Origin of the sequence: Paenibacillus paludis (assembly GCF_042610515.1) — a bacterium.
Lineage (GTDB): Bacteria > Bacillota > Bacilli > Paenibacillales > Paenibacillaceae > Paenibacillus_AQ.
In genome coordinates this window covers 210459-230183 of sequence record NZ_JBGJZP010000008.1, presented here as the reverse complement: position 1 = coordinate 230183, position 19725 = coordinate 210459, and the positions used below count along the sequence as shown (strand labels likewise).

At 50.0% G+C, this 19725-nt stretch carries 13 protein-coding genes; 10 read left to right on the top strand and 3 right to left on the bottom strand.

Going from position 1 to position 19725, the window contains the following annotated elements; translation table 11 throughout:
* The first annotated feature begins 131 nt into the window (after window positions 1–131).
* The 7 genes from ACAN56_RS18025 (at window position 132) to ACAN56_RS17995 (ending at window position 9054) form a co-directional block, all read left to right on the top strand.
* A complete protein-coding gene (locus ACAN56_RS18025; protein WP_379144769.1) occupies window positions 132–1985 on the top strand; it encodes an assimilatory sulfite reductase (NADPH) flavoprotein subunit in 1854 nt (617 codons plus the stop codon).
* An 18-nt stretch (window positions 1986–2003) separates the two neighbouring features.
* Window positions 2004–3728, top strand: a complete 1725-nt coding sequence (gene cysI / locus ACAN56_RS18020; RefSeq protein WP_038594186.1) for an assimilatory sulfite reductase (NADPH) hemoprotein subunit — start codon at window positions 2004–2006, stop codon at window positions 3726–3728.
* Between the two features lie 211 nt (window positions 3729–3939).
* A complete protein-coding gene (map, locus tag ACAN56_RS18015; protein ID WP_038594183.1) occupies window positions 3940–4686 on the top strand; it encodes a type I methionyl aminopeptidase in 747 nt (248 codons plus the stop codon).
* A gap of 191 nt (window positions 4687–4877) precedes the next feature.
* Complete coding sequence (locus ACAN56_RS18010; protein WP_379144656.1) at window positions 4878–6305, top strand: SpoIIE family protein phosphatase; 1428 nt, start codon at window positions 4878–4880, stop codon at window positions 6303–6305.
* A 15-nt stretch (window positions 6306–6320) separates the two neighbouring features.
* Window positions 6321–6713, top strand: coding sequence for an ATP-binding protein (locus ACAN56_RS18005; protein WP_076109745.1), 393 nt, complete (start codon window positions 6321–6323; stop codon window positions 6711–6713).
* Window positions 6714–6764: 51 nt separating this feature from the next.
* Window positions 6765–8774 (top strand): methyl-accepting chemotaxis protein, encoded by a 2010-nt coding sequence (locus ACAN56_RS18000; RefSeq protein WP_379144653.1) that lies wholly within the window; start codon window positions 6765–6767, stop codon window positions 8772–8774.
* Window position 8775: 1 nt separating this feature from the next.
* On the top strand, window positions 8776–9054 hold the full coding sequence (locus ACAN56_RS17995) for an STAS domain-containing protein (RefSeq protein WP_038594175.1): 279 nt from the start codon (window positions 8776–8778) through the stop codon (window positions 9052–9054).
* A gap of 63 nt (window positions 9055–9117) precedes the next feature.
* On the opposite strand, the gene ACAN56_RS17990 is transcribed toward ACAN56_RS17995, so the two are convergent.
* The 3 genes from ACAN56_RS17990 to ACAN56_RS17980 all read right to left on the bottom strand — a co-directional run bounded on the left by ACAN56_RS17990 (window position 9118) and on the right by ACAN56_RS17980 (window position 11281).
* Entirely contained in the window at window positions 9118–9522 is a 405-nt protein-coding gene (locus ACAN56_RS17990) for a CBS domain-containing protein (RefSeq protein WP_038594172.1), read from the bottom strand.
* Between the two features lie 239 nt (window positions 9523–9761).
* Entirely contained in the window at window positions 9762–10190 is a 429-nt protein-coding gene (locus ACAN56_RS17985) for a VOC family protein (RefSeq protein WP_076109742.1), read from the bottom strand.
* 176 nt (window positions 10191–10366) lie between these two features.
* On the bottom strand, window positions 10367–11281 hold the full coding sequence (locus ACAN56_RS17980; RefSeq protein WP_379144650.1) for an apurinic/apyrimidinic endonuclease family protein: 915 nt from the start codon (window positions 11279–11281) through the stop codon (window positions 10367–10369).
* A 174-nt stretch (window positions 11282–11455) separates the two neighbouring features.
* Between ACAN56_RS17980 and ACAN56_RS17975 the strand changes: the two genes are divergently transcribed.
* The 3 genes from ACAN56_RS17975 (at window position 11456) to ACAN56_RS17965 (ending at window position 19605) form a co-directional block, all read left to right on the top strand.
* Entirely contained in the window at window positions 11456–12553 is a 1098-nt protein-coding gene (locus tag ACAN56_RS17975) for a winged helix DNA-binding domain-containing protein (RefSeq protein ID WP_379144648.1), read from the top strand.
* A gap of 442 nt (window positions 12554–12995) precedes the next feature.
* Window positions 12996–14162 (top strand): small-conductance mechanosensitive channel, encoded by a 1167-nt coding sequence (locus tag ACAN56_RS17970; protein WP_379144646.1) that lies wholly within the window; start codon window positions 12996–12998, stop codon window positions 14160–14162.
* A gap of 13 nt (window positions 14163–14175) precedes the next feature.
* Window positions 14176–19605, top strand: a complete 5430-nt coding sequence (locus tag ACAN56_RS17965; RefSeq protein WP_379144644.1) for a diguanylate cyclase — start codon at window positions 14176–14178, stop codon at window positions 19603–19605.
* Window positions 19606–19725 lie beyond the last annotated feature (120 nt).

The following is a 19725-nucleotide window of genomic DNA, read 5'->3' as shown; positions in this document are numbered from 1 at the left end:
TAGGCAATATTACTAATAAAACCAAATTTTATGATAAAGAGAGTTCGTTGATCGTTTCATATAATTATGATAGCCTGATCACATGAGGTTAAGAGGGAACTAGATTTCATGTTAAGGAGAGGTCGATATTGGTGCAACTACAAGTTACGAACAGTCCATTTAACGAGAACCAGGTTGAGCTTCTGAACCGCCTTCTGCCGACATTGACAGAGACGCAGCAGATCTGGCTCGGCGGATATTTGTCCGCGTTGTCCTTGCAGGGAAATGCGGCAGTGGTTTCCACTGGCACGCCGCTGCAAGCAGAGGGGATTGCAGCAGCCGTCTCCCCGGCGGCACAGCCGCAAATCTCCCGCGAAGTGACGGTGCTGTTCGGTTCTCAGACCGGCAACTGCCAGCGTCTGGCGTCCAGTCTGTCCCGCAAGCTGGAGGAGCAGGGCTTCCAGGTTACCGTGTCGGCAATGAACGGCTTCAAGCCGAATGGTCTGAAGAAGGCCGAGAATCTGCTGCTGCTGGTCAGCACGCACGGCGAAGGCGAACCGCCGGATAATGCCCGGGCCTTCCATGAATTTATCTATAGCAAGAGAGCGCCCCAACTGGATCATCTGCGTTATTCCGTACTGGCGCTCGGCGACACCTCCTATGAGTTCTTTTGCCAGACCGGCAAGGATTTCGATCAGCGTCTCGAAGAGCTGGGCGGACGGCGTCTGAGCCCGCGCGTCGATTGTGATCTCGATTACGATGAGCCGGTAGCGGAATGGTTCCAGCAGGTCATCAGCTCACTGAGCGGTCCGCAGAATGCCCCGGCAATTGCCGGGGAAGCGGTACAGGCAGCTGAACATGCGGAGTCGCCGGATTCAGCCTACTCACGCAACCATCCTTTCCTTGCTGAAGTGCTGGAGAATCTTAATCTGAACGGACGCGGCTCTGACCGCGAGACCCGCCATCTGGAGCTGTCGCTTGCCGGCTCCAATCTGAGCTTCGAGCCGGGCGACTCGCTGGGAGTGTACCCGGAGAATCATCCTCAGCTGGTGGCGGATATTATTGCCGCTATGGGCTGGAATAGCGATGAATCTGTTCCCCTTAATAAGAAGGGGGAGGAAGGCACTCTGCATGAAGCGCTGCTGCGTCATTATGAAATTACAGTCCTGACGAAGCCGCTGCTGGAACAGGCGGCACAATTGACCGCATCGGCAGGGCTTCATGCGCTGCTTGCTCCGGATCATCAGCAGGAGCTGAAGTCATATATCCAGGGACGTGATCTGCTGGATCTGGTCCAGGATTTCGCACCATGGGAAGTGCCTGCACGCAGCTTTGTAACCATTCTGCGCAAGCTGCCCGCAAGACTGTATTCGATCGCTAGCAGCTATAACGCGAACCCCGATGAGGTTCATTTCACGGTTCGCGCGGTGCGGTACGAATCACATGACCGTGACCGTTACGGCGTCTGCTCGGTCCATTGCGCTGAACGGGTACAGCCGGGCGATACCCTTCCGATCTATATTCAGAACAACCCGAATTTCAAACTTCCGGCCAATTCCGAGGTTCCCGTGATTATGATCGGGCCGGGTACGGGGGTAGCGCCATTCCGTTCCTTCCTGGAAGAGCGGGAAGAGCAGGGCGCAAGCGGCAGAACTTGGCTGTTCTACGGCGACCGGCATTTCGTGACCGATTTCCTCTATCAGACGGATTGGCAGAGAATGCTTAAGGACGGCGTGCTGAACAAGCTGGATGTTGCGTTCTCCCGGGATACGGAAGAGAAAGTATATGTACAGCACCGCATTTTGGAACAGAGCCGTGAGCTGTATGCCTGGCTGCAGGAAGGTGCTCATGTGTATGTATGCGGTGACGAGAAGCATATGGCCCATGATGTTCATTCCGCACTGGTCACTGTGATCCAGCGGGAGAGCGGCTTAAGCCCGGAAGAGGCAGCAGCTTACCTGGAGCACATGCAGCAGGAACAGCGTTATCAGCGCGATGTGTATTAAGGGAGGAGAGGTTCAGCTATGGCGAATAATGAATCAGCGGTGAAGCCGATCGGCGGCCCGCCTAGTGATGTTGAACATATAAAGATTGAGAGCAACTACCTGCGGGGCGCACTTGTGGAGACACTGGGCAACCCGGTAACCGGAGGACTGCCAGAGGATGACAACCGGCTGCTCAAATTTCATGGCAGCTACATGCAGGATGACCGGGATTTGCGCAGTGAGCGTGAGCGCTCCAAGCTGGAGCCGGCCTATCAGTTCATGCTGCGTGTGGTGGCTCCGGGCGGAGTCGCTACTGCAGCACAGTGGCTGGTCATGGATGAGCTTGCCCATAAATACGGCAACGGCACACTCCGTTTGACGACACGACAAGCGTTTCAAATGCACGGTGTGCTGAAATGGAACCTGAAAAAGACGATCAAGACCATTAACGATACGCTGATGACCACACTCGCAGCCTGCGGGGATGTCAACCGCAACGTGATGAGCGCCCCGAATCCGTATCAGTCCGAAACGCATGCGGAAGTGTACGAATGGGCCCGGAAGATCAGCGATCATCTATCCCCGCGTACTCCGGCATACCATGAAATCTGGCTGGACGGCGAGAAGGTTGTGGACAGCAAGGAAGGCGTAGAAGTGGAACCGATCTACGGTCCGGTCTATCTGCCGCGCAAATTCAAAATCGGTCTGGCAGTGCCGCCCTCCAATGACGTCGATGTCTTCTCCCAGGATCTTGGCTTCATCGCGGTATTGGAGGAAGGCAAGCTGGTAGGATTTAATGTTTCGGTTGGCGGCGGGATGGGCATGACGCACGGCGATACGAACACCTATCCCCAGCTTGGGCGGGTGATCGGCTTCTGCCGGCCGGAGCAGATGATTGATGTGGCGGAGAAGACGGTCACGATTCAGCGTGACTATGGCAACCGCTCCGTCCGCAAAAATGCCCGTTTCAAATATACCATCGACCGCCATGGCCTGGATTGGTTTACGGGCGAGCTGCATCACCGGCTGGGCTGGCAGCTGGAGGCTGCCCGTGCATTCCATTTCGACCATAACGGTGACCGTTACGGCTGGGTGAAGGGCATCAACGGTAAATGGAATTTGACGTTGTATATCCAAAGCGGGCGGATTCAGGACCAGGAAGGTTATCCGCTGATGACCGGACTGCGGGAGATCGCTAAGATACACACCGGGGATTTCCGTCTGACGCCGAATCAGAATCTGATTATCGGCAATGTGAGCAGTGCGAAGAAACGTAAGGTGGACGAACTTGCCCGGCAATACGGTTTGACCGACGGAGCGCAGCACACCGCTCTGCGGCGCAGCGCTATGTCCTGTGTAGCTTTGCCAACCTGTGGTCTTGCCATGGCCGAAGCGGAACGTTATCTTCCCCTCCTGCTCGATAAGCTGGAGCTGATCATTGATGAAGCGGGCCTGCGCAACGAAGAGATTATCATCCGCATGACCGGCTGCCCGAATGGCTGTGCCAGACCGGCACTGGGGGAAATCGCCTTTATCGGCAAAGCTCCGGGCAGATATAATATGTATCTGGGTGCGGGCTTTACCGGAGACAGGCTGAACAAGCTGTACAAGGAAAATATCGACGAGAATGAAATTCTTGAAACGCTGGGGCCTATTCTTCAACGCTTTGCCAAAGAACGCGCGGCGGGCGAACATTTCGGAGATTTTGTTATCCGCAGCGGCTATGTAAAGGCCGTCACCTCGGGGCTTAATTTCCATGACTGACTAACAAAGGAACCTGTTCTCCAATGCAACACGGAGGATGGGTTCCTTTTTACGGGCAATCCCCAAACAGAAGAATTATAAGTTCAATTTACATAATCGAAGAATGAATTTGGATTTTCGGCGGTTTTCTTACATAATATAAAGAGTACCCATAACATATCTAAGAGCCATTATAGTGAGTAATGCGTTCTGTACAGAAGAGGCGAATGTGATGATCATCATGAAATCGATGGAAGAGATCGAAAAAATGCGTGCAGCCGGCAAGATTCTTGCTGAATGCCACCGGCAAATCGCCGGAATGCTGAAACCCGGAATTACGACCTGGGAAATTGACCAGTTTGCTGAGAAGTTCATTCTTTCCCAAGGGGCAACACCTGAGCAAAAAGGGTATCATGGATATCCTTACGCAACCTGCGCATCCGTGAACGATGTAATCTGCCATGGGTTTCCCAAACATGAGCCGCTTAAAGACGGTGACATTGTAACGATTGATATGGTCGTGAACCTGAATGGCTGGCTGGCCGACTCTGCGTGGTCCTACGGGATAGGCAACATCAGCGATCAGGCAGCGAAGCTGCTGGAAACGACCAAGGAGTCACTGTTCAAGGGCATAGAGCAGGCAGTTGCAGGCAACCGGATCGGCGATGTCGCCCATGCCATTCAGGTGTATGCCGAGTCGAACGGGTTTTCAGTCGTCCGTGATTTTATCGGGCACGGCATCGGCTCCGAAATGCATGAAGCCCCTGAGGTGCCTCACTACGGACCTGCAGGCAAAGGACCGCGTCTCAAGGAAGGCATGGTCTTCACCATTGAGCCGATGCTCAATACCGGAAGCTACCGGACAAAGGTAGATGCGGACGGGTGGACAGCCCGGACGATTGACGGCGGCTTGTCGGCGCAATACGAGCACACCCTGGCGATAACTCCGCAGGGAACGATTATTTTGACGGAGCTGTAATCTTAAGTGTTTGGATCGTAATTTGGTTGGAAGTACTGCCGGTAAGCCCGGTCAGCCGCTCATGCATGTCATGGCGCTGACCGGGTTTATTTTTTTTGGTTATTTGTCTTAATGTGTCGGAATTCACGGTTTTATGGGGAGGGAATGAATATAATGGTAACTCAAGGCTGAAGGGGAATAGAGGATCAGAAATGGCAACAGACAAACATTGCAAGAATCAGCATGGCGCACCCAGCCCTCAGCAGTGTATGGAGCACTATGGCTGTATTTATGAGAATAACCATTTAATTACCTTGATGGTTGACCCATCTGACGGAAGTATCGTTGATGCGAACAGGGCAGCCTGCGATTTCTATGGCTACCGCCTCCGTGATTTCAGAAAACTTCATATCTCGGATTTGAATGCAGAGGGTGAGGCTGGGGATCGGGACTTCGTGGATAATGCCATGCCCGGCGGAGAATATCTGGGAAACCAGGTGTTTATGGACAGGCATCAGTTGGCCGGAGGCCAGATCATAGTGGTGGAGATTCATACGGGGATCATGACGATGTTAGGAAAGACATGTGTCTACACCGTTATTCATGACGTCAGCGAGCGGGTCCGCTCCGAACAAAGACTCCGGGAAAGCGAAGAACGTTACAGGGATCTGGTTGATCTCTGTCCTGAAGCCATTCTGGTTTACAGCGGGGGAACGATTCTGTTTGCAAATCAGCAAACTGAGAAGATGTTCGGCAGGAAGAAGAAGGAACTGATTGGAAAGGGCATTGATGATTTTTTTTACGAGGAACCGCTTAGCAGCACAGAGTATAAAAAACTAAAAACCAAAGGTTCCATGAAGGACCGGTTTCGGATCGAGCAGCGTTTTATCCGGCATGACAAACATATTTTTGATCTGGAGATCTCGGGCGTACCGATTGTATATGAAGAAGAAGTAGCTCTGCAATTGGTATTAAGGGATATTACGGAGAACAAAAAGGAACTTGAACGGGCGGTCAAGCTTCAAGAACACCGTCATGCCGTTGCTTTTCCTCTGGAGAACAGGGCAGTGCTGGACAAGATCTACATTCCTGCTACAACACTCAGCGGCGACTTCTTCATCTTTCACAAAATTGATGATGAACAGGTCATCGGAATCATCGGTGACGTCACCGGCAAAGGCATTTCGGCCGCATTAAGCATCTCCGCGCTGCGTGTGCTGTTCCTGGACAGTCTGCTCACTTCAATAGAGCCGGTTCAGGTTCTGAAGGATTTGAATCTGAAAGCGGGACAGTATCTGGGAGAGGATTATATTGCCGGCTGCTGCTTTCATCTCGATTTCGGCGCCAGTGTGCTTAAGGCAGCAGGGGCCGGGATCAACGAATTCATCTATGTGCCGAAAGCGCAGGCCGGCCAGCAAATAACAGTCAAAGGAGCTCCGCTGGGCATGTTCAGCGACAGTGAATTTGAGCAGCAGGCTGTTGCATTTGGATCGGGTGACCGTTTCTGCTTCTATAGCGACGGTATGGAGCTTTTGTTTGAAGAATCGGAGTTAGGCCGTGAATACGAATATTTGCACGATAAGGTTGCAGGCGTTTGTCTGCAGGACGACTGCACCTGGCTGAGCCTGAATATCCAGTGAGACAAGGGGTGAATTATGAACGCTGTACATAAGGAAGTGCTGCTTCACGGACTGGAGCACACACAGGGAATTATTGACGGAATTATCGAAGAGCTTGATTTGGAAGCCTATGCTTTTGATATCCGTCTGATTCTGGTTGAGGCTATTACGAATGCGTATTATCACGGAAATCTCAGCGATTGCACGAAGCCGATCTATATCCGGTATTTGCTTAGAGATGAGCTGCTTAAGCTTCAGGTCGAAGACTCTGGAGAAGGCGGCCGGGATCTCGTTATTCCGCAGGATATCAGTAGTGACGAGCTGCTGGATGACGGAGGAAGAGGTCTGTACTTGATCAGCTGCTTCTCGGATAGTGTGGAGATGATCCGAAATACGATGTACATCAGCAAGAATGTATGTCCTAGTTGACAGGTTCTCTTCTGAGGACTGTTTTCTGTGAATGGAAAAGGGGAGAATTCGGTGAAGTTAAGTTTAAAGGTTAGAATCAGCATTCTTTTGTTCCTCATCATTAGCGTGCCGTTATTTGTTTCCGGTATCATCTCTTACAAACTAGCGGCAAATGCACTGCAAACGACAATTGAAGAGGAATTAAGAACAACAACAAGTTCAGCCGCCAAGTCTGTTGAGAGCGAGCTTGAAGCGGTAGGCAATTATCTTGAAATCGCCAGCAAAAACAGCACACTGGCCGATTTCGCCGCAAGTCCAGCCTCGGAGGGAGAAAGAAAGACGTCTTTCAGTTATCTTTCCGGGATCCAGCAAGACAACGCCAAGCTGCTTGAATCGCTGATCGTTGCTGATGTGAACGGAAAGGCGCTGCTTTCCAGCAGTTCTGAAGCTCCAGAGCTGGATGTGCAGGACCGGGAGTATTTTCAGCAGGCGCTTCAGGGGAAAGAGGCGATAAGCGATGTCCTCACCTCCAGGGAAACCAATCAGCATATCGTCGCGATTGCCCATCCGCTGCGTCAGAATAATGTTATTAAGGGTGTATTGATCGGGACAATCGTCTTTGACAGCATTTCCGCGCCCGTAGCCGAAGTGAAAATTGGCGAGAGCGGATACGGGTATATGATCGACCGTACAGGCCTTGTGGTTTATCATCCTGATAAAGGCAAGATTCTCACAGAAAATCTGGACGGCAACAGCAATAAGGAATTAAATGCGCTTGTACAGATTATGAAAAGCGGCAAAGCTTCCCATGGCTTTTATACCTATGAAGGCGTCTATAAATATGTGTCCTTTCAGCCTGTAGGAAGCTGGGTTGTGGCGACCACTGCGAATTACGGGGAATACATGGCGTCTGCAACAGAGATCCGAAATACGACACTGATCGTTGTTATTGCCTTCATTCTGGTAGCTCTTCTTGCAGGGTATTTCTTCACCACCCGGAGTATCATCAGTCCAATCAAGAAGCTGGAGAAAGCCATGGCTCAGGCCGGTGATGGCGATTTGACAGTACATACGGCCATCACATCAGGGGATGAGCTGCAGTCGCTAAGCGATTCCTTTAATGCAATGATTGACAAGCAGGAAGCCATTATTGAGAAAGTAAGGGCGGGCTCGGAGGTTCTAACCTCCATGTCGGAAGAAATGGCGGCTTCTTCAGAGGAGATCAGTGCGTCGATTGAAGAAATCAGCTCCAGCACTCAGGAAATTGCCGCCGGTGCGGAGAATAACAACCATTCGGTAGTGAATGCCTCGCAGGTTCTGGTGCAGCTTTCCAGTCTGGTGCAGCTGGCTCAGAGCAAGGCGGCAGCGACCTCCCTGAATGCGGACAGCACCAACCGGGCAGCACAGGATGGCAGAATCAAGGTCATTAATACGGTTGAAGCGATGGATACGATCAACAGCAGCACCAAGGAGACAGAAGAGCAGCTGCAGACTGTGAGCGAGTTGTCCGGCAAAGTTTCCACTATTATCGGAACCATTAATGCCATCGCCAAGCAGACCAATTTATTGGCGCTGAATGCCGCCATCGAAGCTGCAAAAGCGGGAGAACACGGGCGCGGCTTCAACGTGGTGGCCGGAGAGGTGCGGAAGCTGTCGGATGAAACGCACAGGCAGGCAAACGAAATCTCATCACTGGTACATGATATGGTCTCCCGGATTGCGCAAGCTGTGAACTCGATGCGGGGCGCCTCGGAAGCCGTGGAGGGCGGAGTGAGGATCGTTAATGAAACCGATCATGCATTTATCCATATCATTGAATCGGTGGAGATGATTAACGATAGTGTGCGGGAAATCCTGGAGATTACCAAAGACGAGGTTGCCACCTCGGATCAGATCATCAAGCTCATTGACTCTATGGGCACGATCTCGGAATTGGCGGCAATGAACAGCGAAAGTGTATCCAGCGCAACCGAGGAACAAGCGGCGACAGTCAACAATTTCGTCTCTTCTGCCCAGGAGGTCAGTGCCATGGCCAATGAGCTGGAATTCCTCGTTGAGAAATTTATAATTAGGGGGAAATGACATGAGCGAGATTATTATTGAAATGCCGGAGATGTTTTCCGTAGAAGAAGCAAGCAAGTTTAGAGAAGATATCCGCAGTTATATCAGCACGGGATATTCAAGTTTTCTGCTTGATTTCGGCGGCTGCCGGTTTATCGACAGCACCGGGCTTGGGGTGATTGTCAGCTCTTATAAGAAATGCGTGGAGAATGGCGGCACGATCAGACTGCAATCCTTGAATTCAAATGTGTTGAAGATCTTTGAACTAACAAGGCTGACCAATGTGTTTGAGATATTATAAGCAAAAATACAACCAAGGCCTCCCACCGCTTTCTGCGGGGGAGGCCTTGGTTGTATTCACGAATTAATCAGTTATATTCCGGGTGTAATATTCAATGATATCCTTGCGGCGGATAATACCGAGGAAGACTCCGGCGCCATCGACGACAGGCACAAAGTTCTGGTCTGCGGCGAGTGTAAGCATATCCTCCATCTGGGCGTGAATTTCCACGCTTTCATTATGCACATGTCTCTGGATCTCGCTTACGGTAACCTCACGCATATTCTCAAAGCCGAGGTCCGCTGTGTTCTTCAGCTTCCATAGCAAGTCGCCCTCTGATAAGGTACCAACATATTTGCCTTCATCGTCAATGATGGGTATCGCAGAATAATAATGCTGTTCCAGCTGCTCCATAGCTTCCAGCATGGATATGGAGGAAGCAATAAATGCGACCTGATCTTTGGGCAGCAAAAAAGAGGATATTTCCATAGGTTCGACTCCTTTACAGTGGAATAAATGCGTAGCGGTAGTTTAATTAAACCATAGTTTAGTATGTAAGCGCATTAATAAAAAAGATTTTTAACTTCCCTCGAACCTGTAACAACCGTCTCAGCTTGTTTTTTTATTTCAAGAAATGTGATTTCTTGCCCACAAAAAAAGAATATAGACCCTGCGAAAAACGAGCGGGATTCTATATTCTCTGTTTTAGATATCAACATGCATTGTTCTTACTTGCCTGCTTCGCCATTCTCGTGGCTGATCTGCCATTCGATGCCGAATTTATCTTTCAGGCTGCCGTAACATTTGCTCCAGAAGGTCTCCTGCAGCTCCATGACTACTGTTCCGCCTTCTTTCAACTGATGGAACCAGGATTTGAGCTGCTCTTCATCGCGGGATACGAGAGCGAGGCTGATATTGTTCCCCACCGTAAAAGGCATGCCCGGAAACACATCAGAGAACATTACATTGCTGCCGTCAATGTTCAATCTGGAGTGCATGACTAAGGATTTGGCTTCTTCAGGAAGCGGATACTCGGGGTTTGGCGGCGAATCTCCAAAGGTCATGATCTGTGGAGCCTCTGTACCAAATACCGCAGCATAATACTCTACAGCTTCACGGCAGTTCCCATTGAAATTCAAATATACATCAACAGACACATGCTTCACTCCTCTAATGTTAAATTAAGCCAAGCGCATATTTCCATAATGTATCATGGCCTTGTCCATAGGAAAATATTCTTTCGGGTCTATATTACAAGCTGCAATGAACAAATACAATGAATACCCCAAAATTTATGTCAATTCAGGTAATATTGCGCATGAAGAGTTGACCATCAGAATGAAATGTTCCCGCTGTCCGGCTGCGCTGCTCCGTTCAGGATTCCGTCAACCCATAAATAACAGCGTTGCAATTGTTCCTCTGAAATAAGGTCGGAGCGGTGCTCGAACATGATTTTTACGTCACTGTTCTCCTCACGGATAATCCGCAAATAATCCTCAATTGGTGCCCAGCCGTCTTGCGGGCTTAATTCCGGAAGAACCGGATAGTGGCTGTTGTGCACGCTGTCATTCACCTGAACATTGGAGAGGTGGATCAGACCTGCATAGCGGGTAAACTTTCTCAGGATGGCTCTGGCGTCAAAAGACGGGTCGAGCTTGTCCTGCAAAAATAACCTCGCAGTATCCAGGCAGAGCTTAATACGGGGGTACCGGATTAATAATTGCTCGAAAAAATCGTGGTCGTAAACATATCTGTTTAATGCATCAAATTCCAATACGGGGACAAATTGATACTGAAGGCTCTGTGCATTCAGCCATTCAAAGAGTTGCTCGCTGCGCATTATCAGCTCTTCCAGCGTGATTTCAGATTCATAGATAAACTCCCGGGAATCTCCAAACCGCCATCCTGTCCAATTCACACGTTCGTCTAGAATCACAGGTTTCGGATAATGAAAAAGAATATATTCCGGATGAAGGGCTGTCAGAAGATCCAGTTCTTCCCGTACATGCTGATAGGCATCCTCACGCACCTGCCCGTCTGTGGAGAGGAAGAGGGGATCGCGTAGCCTGGTGGCGTCAGCCCGGAACGGAAAATGTACGCCAACCTGAAATCCTTTGGTGCGCGATTCTTCGATTAAATGCTGCATATCTTCTGCGGTGGTGAATGAACAAGCCTCTATTCCATAGAATCCGTTTCTAAAGTCTTTATGGAATTTCTCGTAATCAAACCCTCCATATTGTCCAATCATATACTGCTGCAGTCTAACCGCCTCGCTTTAAAGTCATTTTTTGGTATTAGCTTCGCTGGACAACTTCCAATTTCCTGCCTGGGCCGTAGTATTTCGGATAGACAATTAACCGGCCCGTTCAATATACTAGGGGAATGAAATGGTTTCAAAAGGTTTTAGCAAAGGAGAATAGAAGTGACTAACAAGCGGATTGCCGGCCTTCGGCTCTTGAACCAGCACATCAGCAGTCCCGCGTTCGAGCAGCCGGAACAGGTCGTAAGGGCACTAGGTGCGCTGCAGGCACAGGACTATATGCAGGCGGTCTGGGCTATCGGCTTGCGCACAGCATCGGCAGGATTGGCCGATGTGGAGCGGGCCATCACGGAACGGAAAATTCTTCTGACCTGGTCACTTCGCGGGACCATTCATTGTGTACCGCCTGAAGATGTGAAGTGGATGCTTCAGCTATGCGCTCCACGGCTGCTGCGGGCGACAAAACGCAGGCTGGAACAATTGGAGCTGGACGACAAGACTTTGGAGCGCTGCAGAAGGATCCTCTATCATGCCTTAAAAGGAGGGCGGTGTGTTACGCGCCCTGATCTGCTTCGGCTGCTGGAGGAAGAGGGGATCAGCACTGCCAGCCAACGGGGCTACCATATCCTGTGGCACTGCGCGTATAACGCATTAATTTGTTTTGGGCCTCTGCACGGCAAGCAGCAAACCTTCGTCCTGCTGGATGAATGGGTAACCGGGTCCAGGGAGCTGTCCTTCGATGAATCACTTGCTGAGCTTGCCCTGCGGTATTTTACGACCCATGGGCCTGCAACCGTACATGATTTCGCCTGGTGGACAGGCATGACGGTTACGGATGCCAGAGCAGGACTGGACGCGGTGAGCAACGAGCTTATAAGCGAAGTTATAGAATCCGGTGAGTACTGGATGCCGAATACACCTGGTGACGGAACAGAGACCGGTAAATCTTCCGCTGTCTATCTGCTTCCGGGTTTCGATGAGTATATTCTGGGCTACAAGGACCGCAGTGCGGTCCTTGAGCCGGAGACCGCTCCGCTAATTGTTCCCGGCAACAACGGTGTATTTATGCCGACGATTGTATGGGATGGACAGGTCATCGGGATATGGAAACGCACCCTCAAGAAAAAAGGTGCCGAGCTGATGTTATTCCCCTTTAGATCCTTGGACGGCGTCCTCAAAGAACAGTTGGAACAGGCTGCCGGACGTTATGCTGCTTTTCTGGGACTCCCGCTCACCAAGCTTGATATGAAAGAAATATAAGCCGAAAACCGCTGGATTGCCCGTAAGGCCAACGTTGTAAATCATTTTGGACACTGCTCTTATTATATGAATGTGCTCTATAACTCATGGAAAACAACGATTCAGGATAATGCGTTCGTTGATCCCATGGAGTATGCCGCCGAAGGCGGATGTTTCCTAAGGGTTCCTCTGGCCAAGATTGGCCGGCGGGACCTTTTTTAAAATATAAGAATTAGTATGCTTCACGCTATAAATTATCCTTCTATTTCTCGCTGAAACGGATACCGTCCTTTTGAGGACGGCGAAGCCGTTTCCACTTGTGAAAAAAGCTGAAAAGTATGACTAGAAGTTGAAAGAACCGATCACGCTAGCAGGAATAAATTGGAGGACTATCGAATAGATAGCGAGTGTGTGTCAGCAAAATTCGACTTTTGAAATCCGTGCATAAGAGGGGTTAGAGACAATGAAAACAGGGCGGAAAACATTTTTTTTGGTTGTTACGTTTGGGTTGATTTTTCTTCTGCCTTTACTGGGCAGTTTGGCTCAGTGGAAGGGGTTGCCCGCAGGTTATGGTGAGTTTCCCGCACAAAAGGTGGAGAACGATCCGGGGTTCAGCCTGATCTATTTCTCCCTGGCCTGTATTGTGGCTTTACTCATTACCCTGGTGCTGTTATTTCCCCGCTGGTTTGGGTTCAAGAAGACTCAGCGGATACCTGAGCCGCAGGCTCCAGCAGCCGGATTTCCCGTCTGGTTCTGGTGGAGTCTGCCGGTGCTTGCACTCAGCTGGTTTCTGATGTGGGCACGGCTCAAGCTGCCGTTTTCGTTGGAATCCTACACGTTTGTTCCATTGTGGTGGTCATTTATTTTGATTTTGGACGGATTGGTTTATAAAAGAACTAACGGAGTTTCGATTATTTCCCGCAAGCCTCAACTGATGCAGCTGCTGGCTGTGGTGTCCTGCTTCAGCTGGTTCGCTTTTGAATATCTTAATTTTTTTGTGATCGAAAACTGGTATTATCCCAATAAAGAGGTCTTCTCGAACTTTGGCAATGTGTTCTGGTTTTCTTTGTCCTATACTACCGTTCTTCCGGCAATTGTTGAATGGTACATGCTGCTCAAGACTTTCAGGGCGCTTAGGGAGCGCTACAAAAATGGGCCGAAATTTACGGTCTCCAGAACTTTTCTGATTATTTATTATGTCCTTGGACTGATTTTGGCCTTTGGTATGGGGTATTACCCCTATTTGCTGTTCTGGGTACTTTGGGTGGCTCTTGTCCCGATGTTGTCTGCCGCTATGGCGCTTGCCGGCTTCTGGACCCCGTTTACATCCATCAAGAACGGAGATTGGTCCAAGGTTATTCTGATAGCACTGGCCACTTTGTGCAACGGATTCTTCTGGGAGTTCTGGAACTTTGGCAGCGAGTGGTTCCACGATTCAATGCCCGTAAATCCGAATTATTGGAAATATTCTGTGCCTTATCTGGATAAGTTCCATATTTTTTCCGAAATGCCGATTTTGGGCTACTACGGGTATCTATTTTTTGGCCTGAACTGTTGGATTATGTGGCTGATCGCCGCCTATGTGTTTAAATTTGATGCCGATTTTGAAGTAACGGGAGACAAGAGCTAAAGGTGGAGTGGGCATGATTGCATTTGAAAACTATCAGCTTCTGGAAACTATTTCCGACAACGTTATCAAATCGGTCTACAGGTGCGCAGATGCTGCATCAGGTATTACGGTCATTCTGAAAGTGCTGAAGTCGGAGTTTGCCGGTCCGGAAGCTGTGATGCGGTTCAAACAGGAATTCAGGCTGCTTCAAGAGCTGAGTGAAACGGCTTCGGGGGTTATTCGGCCTTACAATCTGGTAGAGCAGAACGGGTGCTACATCATGGTGCTGGAGGATGCCGGTGGACGGTCGCTTAAGAGGATTATGGCTGAAGATTCACCGGATCAGCACACGCTTTTGCAGCTGGCGATTCAGGTTATTGATATTCTGGGAGCGATACATGAACAGAATGTAATCCATAAGGACATCAAACCCTCGAATATCATTTGGAACAGGGAACGGAATCTCGTGCAGATCATTGATTTCGATCTTGCCGTGAAGCTGTCCAAGGAGAGGCCGGAGTTTCAGAACAGCGGTGTACTCGAAGGGAGCCTGCACTATATTTCCCCGGAACAGACGGGAAGAATGAGCCGGAATATTGATTACCGGAGTGATTATTATTCGTTTGGTGTTGTGCTCTACGAGATGATGACCGGCATAAAGCCGCATGACTCGGAGGAAATGCTGGAGCAGATTTATTCCATTATCGCCAAGGAAGCCGTTCCCCCCTATAAAGCAACCGGCGGCAAGGTCTCACCTGTCCTGTCCGCTATCATCATGAAACTCATGGAGAAATCCGCTGAAGATAGATACCGCAGTGCTTACGGAATTAAAGCGGATCTGAAAAAATGTCTCGCAGGAAACGAGGAGTTTGTGATCGGCAGCGAGGATCGGCTGAATCTATTCCGCATCCCGCAAAAGCTGTACGGCAGGGAAGCGGAAGTAGCCTGTCTTTCCGATGCATTCCGGCGTTGTGTCCGGGGCAATCCGCAGATTATGTTCGTAACGGGAGACGCCGGAGTGGGCAAAACTGCGCTGGTTCACGAACTGCATCAATACATTAGCCAGGAGAAGGGCCTTTTCGCCGAAGGCAAGTTCGACCAGTACAACAGGCATATCCCTTACAGTGCTTTGATTCAGGCGTTCCGAAAGTTGATCAGCCAGCTGCTGGACAGCCCGGATGAGGATTACAAACAATATATCGGAGGCGCTCTGACCAAGGCGCTGGACGGAAATGGCAGCCTGATTGCCGGTTTGATCCCGGAGCTCAGCCTGTTCATCGGCGATCAGCCGGAGATAGAGCCCCCGCCGCTTAATCCCGCAGAGGAGACGAACCGGTTCTTCCTCACATTTGCTAAGTTCATCGAAGGAATAACAAGGAACGAGAGACCGCTGGTCCTGTTCCTGGATGACCTGCAATGGGCGGACTTCTCGAGCCTTCAGCTTGTGGAGAGGTTGGTGCTGGATAACCAGCTGCGGAAAGTTTTTGTTGTCTGTTCTTACAGGCACGACGAAATACCTGCTGGTCATCCGCTGTTTACCTCTAAGATGAAAATGGAGAAAAGCAGGGAAGTTGATGAAATTAAGCTGGGAGCTTTGTCCTTGAGTCATGTGCAAAGTCTGATTGCCGATACACTCTATACGGGTACAGACAACGTCAGACAGCTTGCAGAGGTTATTTATAAGCGTACCAAGGGCAACTCTTTTTTTATCAGCGAAATTCTGAAGGATCTTAATAAAACCGGGTACCTGCATTTTGATGAGCGGCAAGGTGAGTGGAGCTGGCAGCTTCAGCAAATTGTAAACCTCCCGATCAATGACAATATCGTCGAATTTCTAATGATGAAGCTGATCACCTTGCCGGAAGATCTGCGCAGAATTTTGATGCTTGGTGCTGCCATTGGCAATGTGTTTGATTATGGCATGCTGACATTGATTGCGGAAGAGCCGCGGGAAGTCCTTGCCGGCTGTATCGCTGCGGCGGTGGAAGGAGAGTTCATTCACCCTGCCGACTACCGTTATGGCCTATTCTCAGGTCTGCTCGCCGATGCGGAGGAAGATCTGCTGCAATTGGCCGACATCCCGTTCAGATTCTCCCATGACCGGATTCAGCAGGCGTTCTACCAGATGCTGAACGAGGACAAGAGCAAAGCGCTGCATCTGAAGATCGGGCGGCTAATGCTGGATAAGCTGACGCCTGAGGAAGCGGAGGATAAAATCGTCGATATCGCCGCACATCTGAACAAAGGGCTGGAGCTGATTGGCGCTAAGCAGGAAATCAGCAGGTTAATACTGCTTAATCTGAAGGCAGCCCGCAAAGCAAAAGCCGGGTTTGGCTATGAATCGGCTTATGTGCTGCTGGAGACGGCAAAAAAGCTGCTGCCGGAGGATGCCTGGACCGAAGATCGGCTTCAGACGGCGGAAATCTATGAGCTCTATGCGGAATGCGGCTACCTCACCCATCATACTGAAGCGGCAGACAGAGCCTGTTCAATTCTAATCCAGCATACGGAAGACAGAATGGCCCTTGCGCAAATTTACGAGATGCAGGCTAATCACTATATGTATCTGGGCTTGATGAAGGAATCAATTCAATCGGGCAGACAAGGCCTGGCTGTACTGGGAATGAACATCCCGGAGAAGGTTGGTATGGGCTCCGTGCTTAAGGAGCTTGTGAAGATCAAGACTGCACTTCGCGGGAGACCGGCCGAGGATATTTTTGCGGCGGCTGAGATGAAGGAGCCGGAAATGAAGCTGATCATGAGACTGCTGATTAACTTCATTCCACCAGCCTTTATTTCCGGGGAGACCTCACTTTTTGGCTTAGTTGTACTGAAGAAGGTTGGGCTCACGCTGACTTACGGCAATGCTCCGGAATCGGCACTTGCTTTTGTCGGCTATGCCATGCTGTTATCCGGATTTGGGGACAGCAAGGGAGCTTTTGACTATGGAAGACTGGGCATACGAATGAATGACAAGTTCAATGACCAGCAGTGGAAGGGCGCGACATATGTACTATACACCCTGTTCTCTCACGCCTGGACGGAGCCTTGGGACACGCTGCAGGACTGGTTCACCACATCCATAGAAGCAAGCCTGCGGACAGGGGATTTATTGTATCTGGCCCACTCCTCCTTCTACGTAAATCTCTGGAATCCGTCAATGGATATTGCCGCGAACCTGCAGGAAAGCAGCCGGACCCTTGCGATGATCGAGAATACGAAGTATAAGGAGTCCCTTGCGACAGCGCAGCTGGCCCGGCAGTATCTACTGAATCTGGCCGGTGAGCTTGCGGACAACCATTCTTTTGACGGGGATGAGTTCAGTGAAAAAGTCTATTTGCGGGAGCTTACGGAGGCCAATTATTTTTCCGGAATCGCCATCTATTATATTTATAAAATGAAGCTATTGTTCACCTACGAGAGCTACCGGGAGGCCATGGAGTATATAGATAAAGCCTACCCGATTATCGGCACACTTGCCGGCTCGGCTTTTATGGAGGAGTTCGCCCTCTACACGTTCCTTAACCTGGCTTACAGTTACAAGGATCTGAATTTTCTGGATAAAAAGAAGGCCCGGAGCAGAATGCGCAAGGAGTTCCGCCGGGTCCGCAAGTGGGCCAGGCATGCACCGCATACCTTCCGCCAGCATGAATATCTGATGAAGGCCGAATGGGCACGGATCTCCCGGCAGGACGAGAAAGCGGGGCATTACTACGACCTGGCGATTGAGACCAGTGAACAGGGCAGCTTCGTGAGATATAAGGCGCTGACCAATGAGCTGGCGGCCCGTTTTTACTACAACAAGGGTTTCAAAGAGTTCGCAGCCTATCTGCTCAGACAATCGGTATATTATTATTCCGTCTGGGGGGCGAAGGAGAAGATCAGGTTTATTAACGGACGCTACCCGGATATCGTCAAGAAAATCAACACCAAGGAATTTATGCACGGGCGCACGGTCTCGGATTATACCGAAAGCATTGATCTGAATTCGATGATCTTGGCCTCTCAGGCTATTTCTAAGGAAATTGAGCTGAATAATCTGCTGGAAGCGCTCATGCAGATTGTCATCAAAAATGCCGGGGCCCAGCGGGGTTTTATCCTGATGACCTCCAAGACCGGTCTGCTGGTGGAAGGGGAGTATCAGCCGGAGGAAGATAAAATCACGGTAGCCGTGCAGGATCATAAGAGGTATGACAATCTGCCGGATTCGATAGTAAGGCTGGTGGAGGAGAGCAGGGAAACAGTCATTTACAATGATGCCTATTCCGAGACCCCGTTCGTTAATGATCCTTATATCGTCAAGCACCGTCCCAAATCGCTCGTCTGCATGCCGCTGATCAACCAGAACAAGACCATCGCGATTATTTACCTGGAGAATAACCTGGTGACAGGCCTATTTACGAAAGAACGGATGAAGATTATCAATCTTCTGTCCAGAGAAATGGTCTTCTCGCTGGAGAATGCCAGCCTTTACTCCGAACTGGAGCGCTCCGAAGAGAAATACCGTGAGCTGGTGGGCAATCTGCAGGACGGAATCTTTATTACGCAGGACAAAAAATGCAAATACGCAAATGAAGCGCTGGCACAAATGCTTGGCTACCACACGGAGGAGATGCTGGAGCAGCATTTTGAGAACTTCGTGAGTCCAGCTGAACGGGAAAAGGTTCTGCATTATTACTCCAGACGGGTTGAGGGCAAGCAGGCGCCATTTGAGTATGAGACCAAATTGATGCATAAGGACAAAAGTCGTGAAATTATTGTCATTCATAAGGCGACTCTTATTACCTATATGAACAAACCGGCTGTTCAAGGCACCGTAAAGGATATTACCGAGCGCAAAAAGGCGGAGGAGGAGCTGAGACGGCATAAGGATCATTTGGAGGAACTGGTTGTGGAGCGGACTAAGGAGCTGGAGCTGAACAACGAGGAACTGAATAAATATATCCAGCTGATCGAAGAGATATCGATAACCGACGAGTTGACAGGTCTATATAACCGGAGGTATTTCAACAAATTATTCCTCGATGAAGTGGAGAAAGCGGCAAAGGATAAAAATAATCTGACTTATCTGATGCTGGATATTGATTATTTCAAAAAATTCAATGATACGTATGGTCATTATGAAGGAGACAGCGTACTCCGGCAGGTAGGAAGTCTGCTGCAGCAATTGGCTGAACGTGCCGACGGCTTCGCGTTCCGGTTAGGCGGTGAGGAATTTGGCATCGTGGTGCCCGGATTCACTCCGTGGCAATCCCGCGAGTATGCTGAAAACATCAGAAGAAGCATCGCCGATCTGCGGATCGAACATTCGCTGAGTCCAGAGCACGGAATCATAACGGTATCCATAGGTGTTGCCGCAGTTCGCGTCGATAACCTTCGCGAAGAGGATATTTACAAGCTCGGCGACGATGCGCTGTATCAATCCAAAGCAGCGGGCAGAAACTGTGTGACGCTGTTTGAATAGCCAATTCTCTTTCAGAACCTCCAGAGCCGTAAGGTTGCGGAGGTTTTGCTGTCTGCTCTGAACCCGCAAAAAAACTAGCCTAACATCTCTATCTATTCTGCGGTGAGGCTGCTTCCCCAT

Coding starts and splice junctions, on each gene's coding strand:
- cysI (WP_038594186.1), top strand. CDS start 2,004: ATGGCGAATAATGAATCAGCGGTGAAGCCGATCGGCGGCCCGCCTAGT.
- map (WP_038594183.1), top strand. CDS start 3,940: ATGATCATCATGAAATCGATGGAAGAGATCGAAAAAATGCGTGCAGCC.
- ACAN56_RS18010 (WP_379144656.1), top strand. CDS start 4,878: ATGGCAACAGACAAACATTGCAAGAATCAGCATGGCGCACCCAGCCCT.
- ACAN56_RS18005 (WP_076109745.1), top strand. CDS start 6,321: ATGAACGCTGTACATAAGGAAGTGCTGCTTCACGGACTGGAGCACACA.
- ACAN56_RS17995 (WP_038594175.1), top strand. CDS start 8,776: ATGAGCGAGATTATTATTGAAATGCCGGAGATGTTTTCCGTAGAAGAA.
- ACAN56_RS17990 (WP_038594172.1), bottom strand. CDS start 9,522: ATGGAAATATCCTCTTTTTTGCTGCCCAAAGATCAGGTCGCATTTATT.
- ACAN56_RS17980 (WP_379144650.1), bottom strand. CDS start 11,281: ATGATTGGACAATATGGAGGGTTTGATTACGAGAAATTCCATAAAGAC.
- ACAN56_RS17970 (WP_379144646.1), top strand. CDS start 12,996: ATGAAAACAGGGCGGAAAACATTTTTTTTGGTTGTTACGTTTGGGTTG.
- ACAN56_RS17965 (WP_379144644.1), top strand. CDS start 14,176: ATGATTGCATTTGAAAACTATCAGCTTCTGGAAACTATTTCCGACAAC.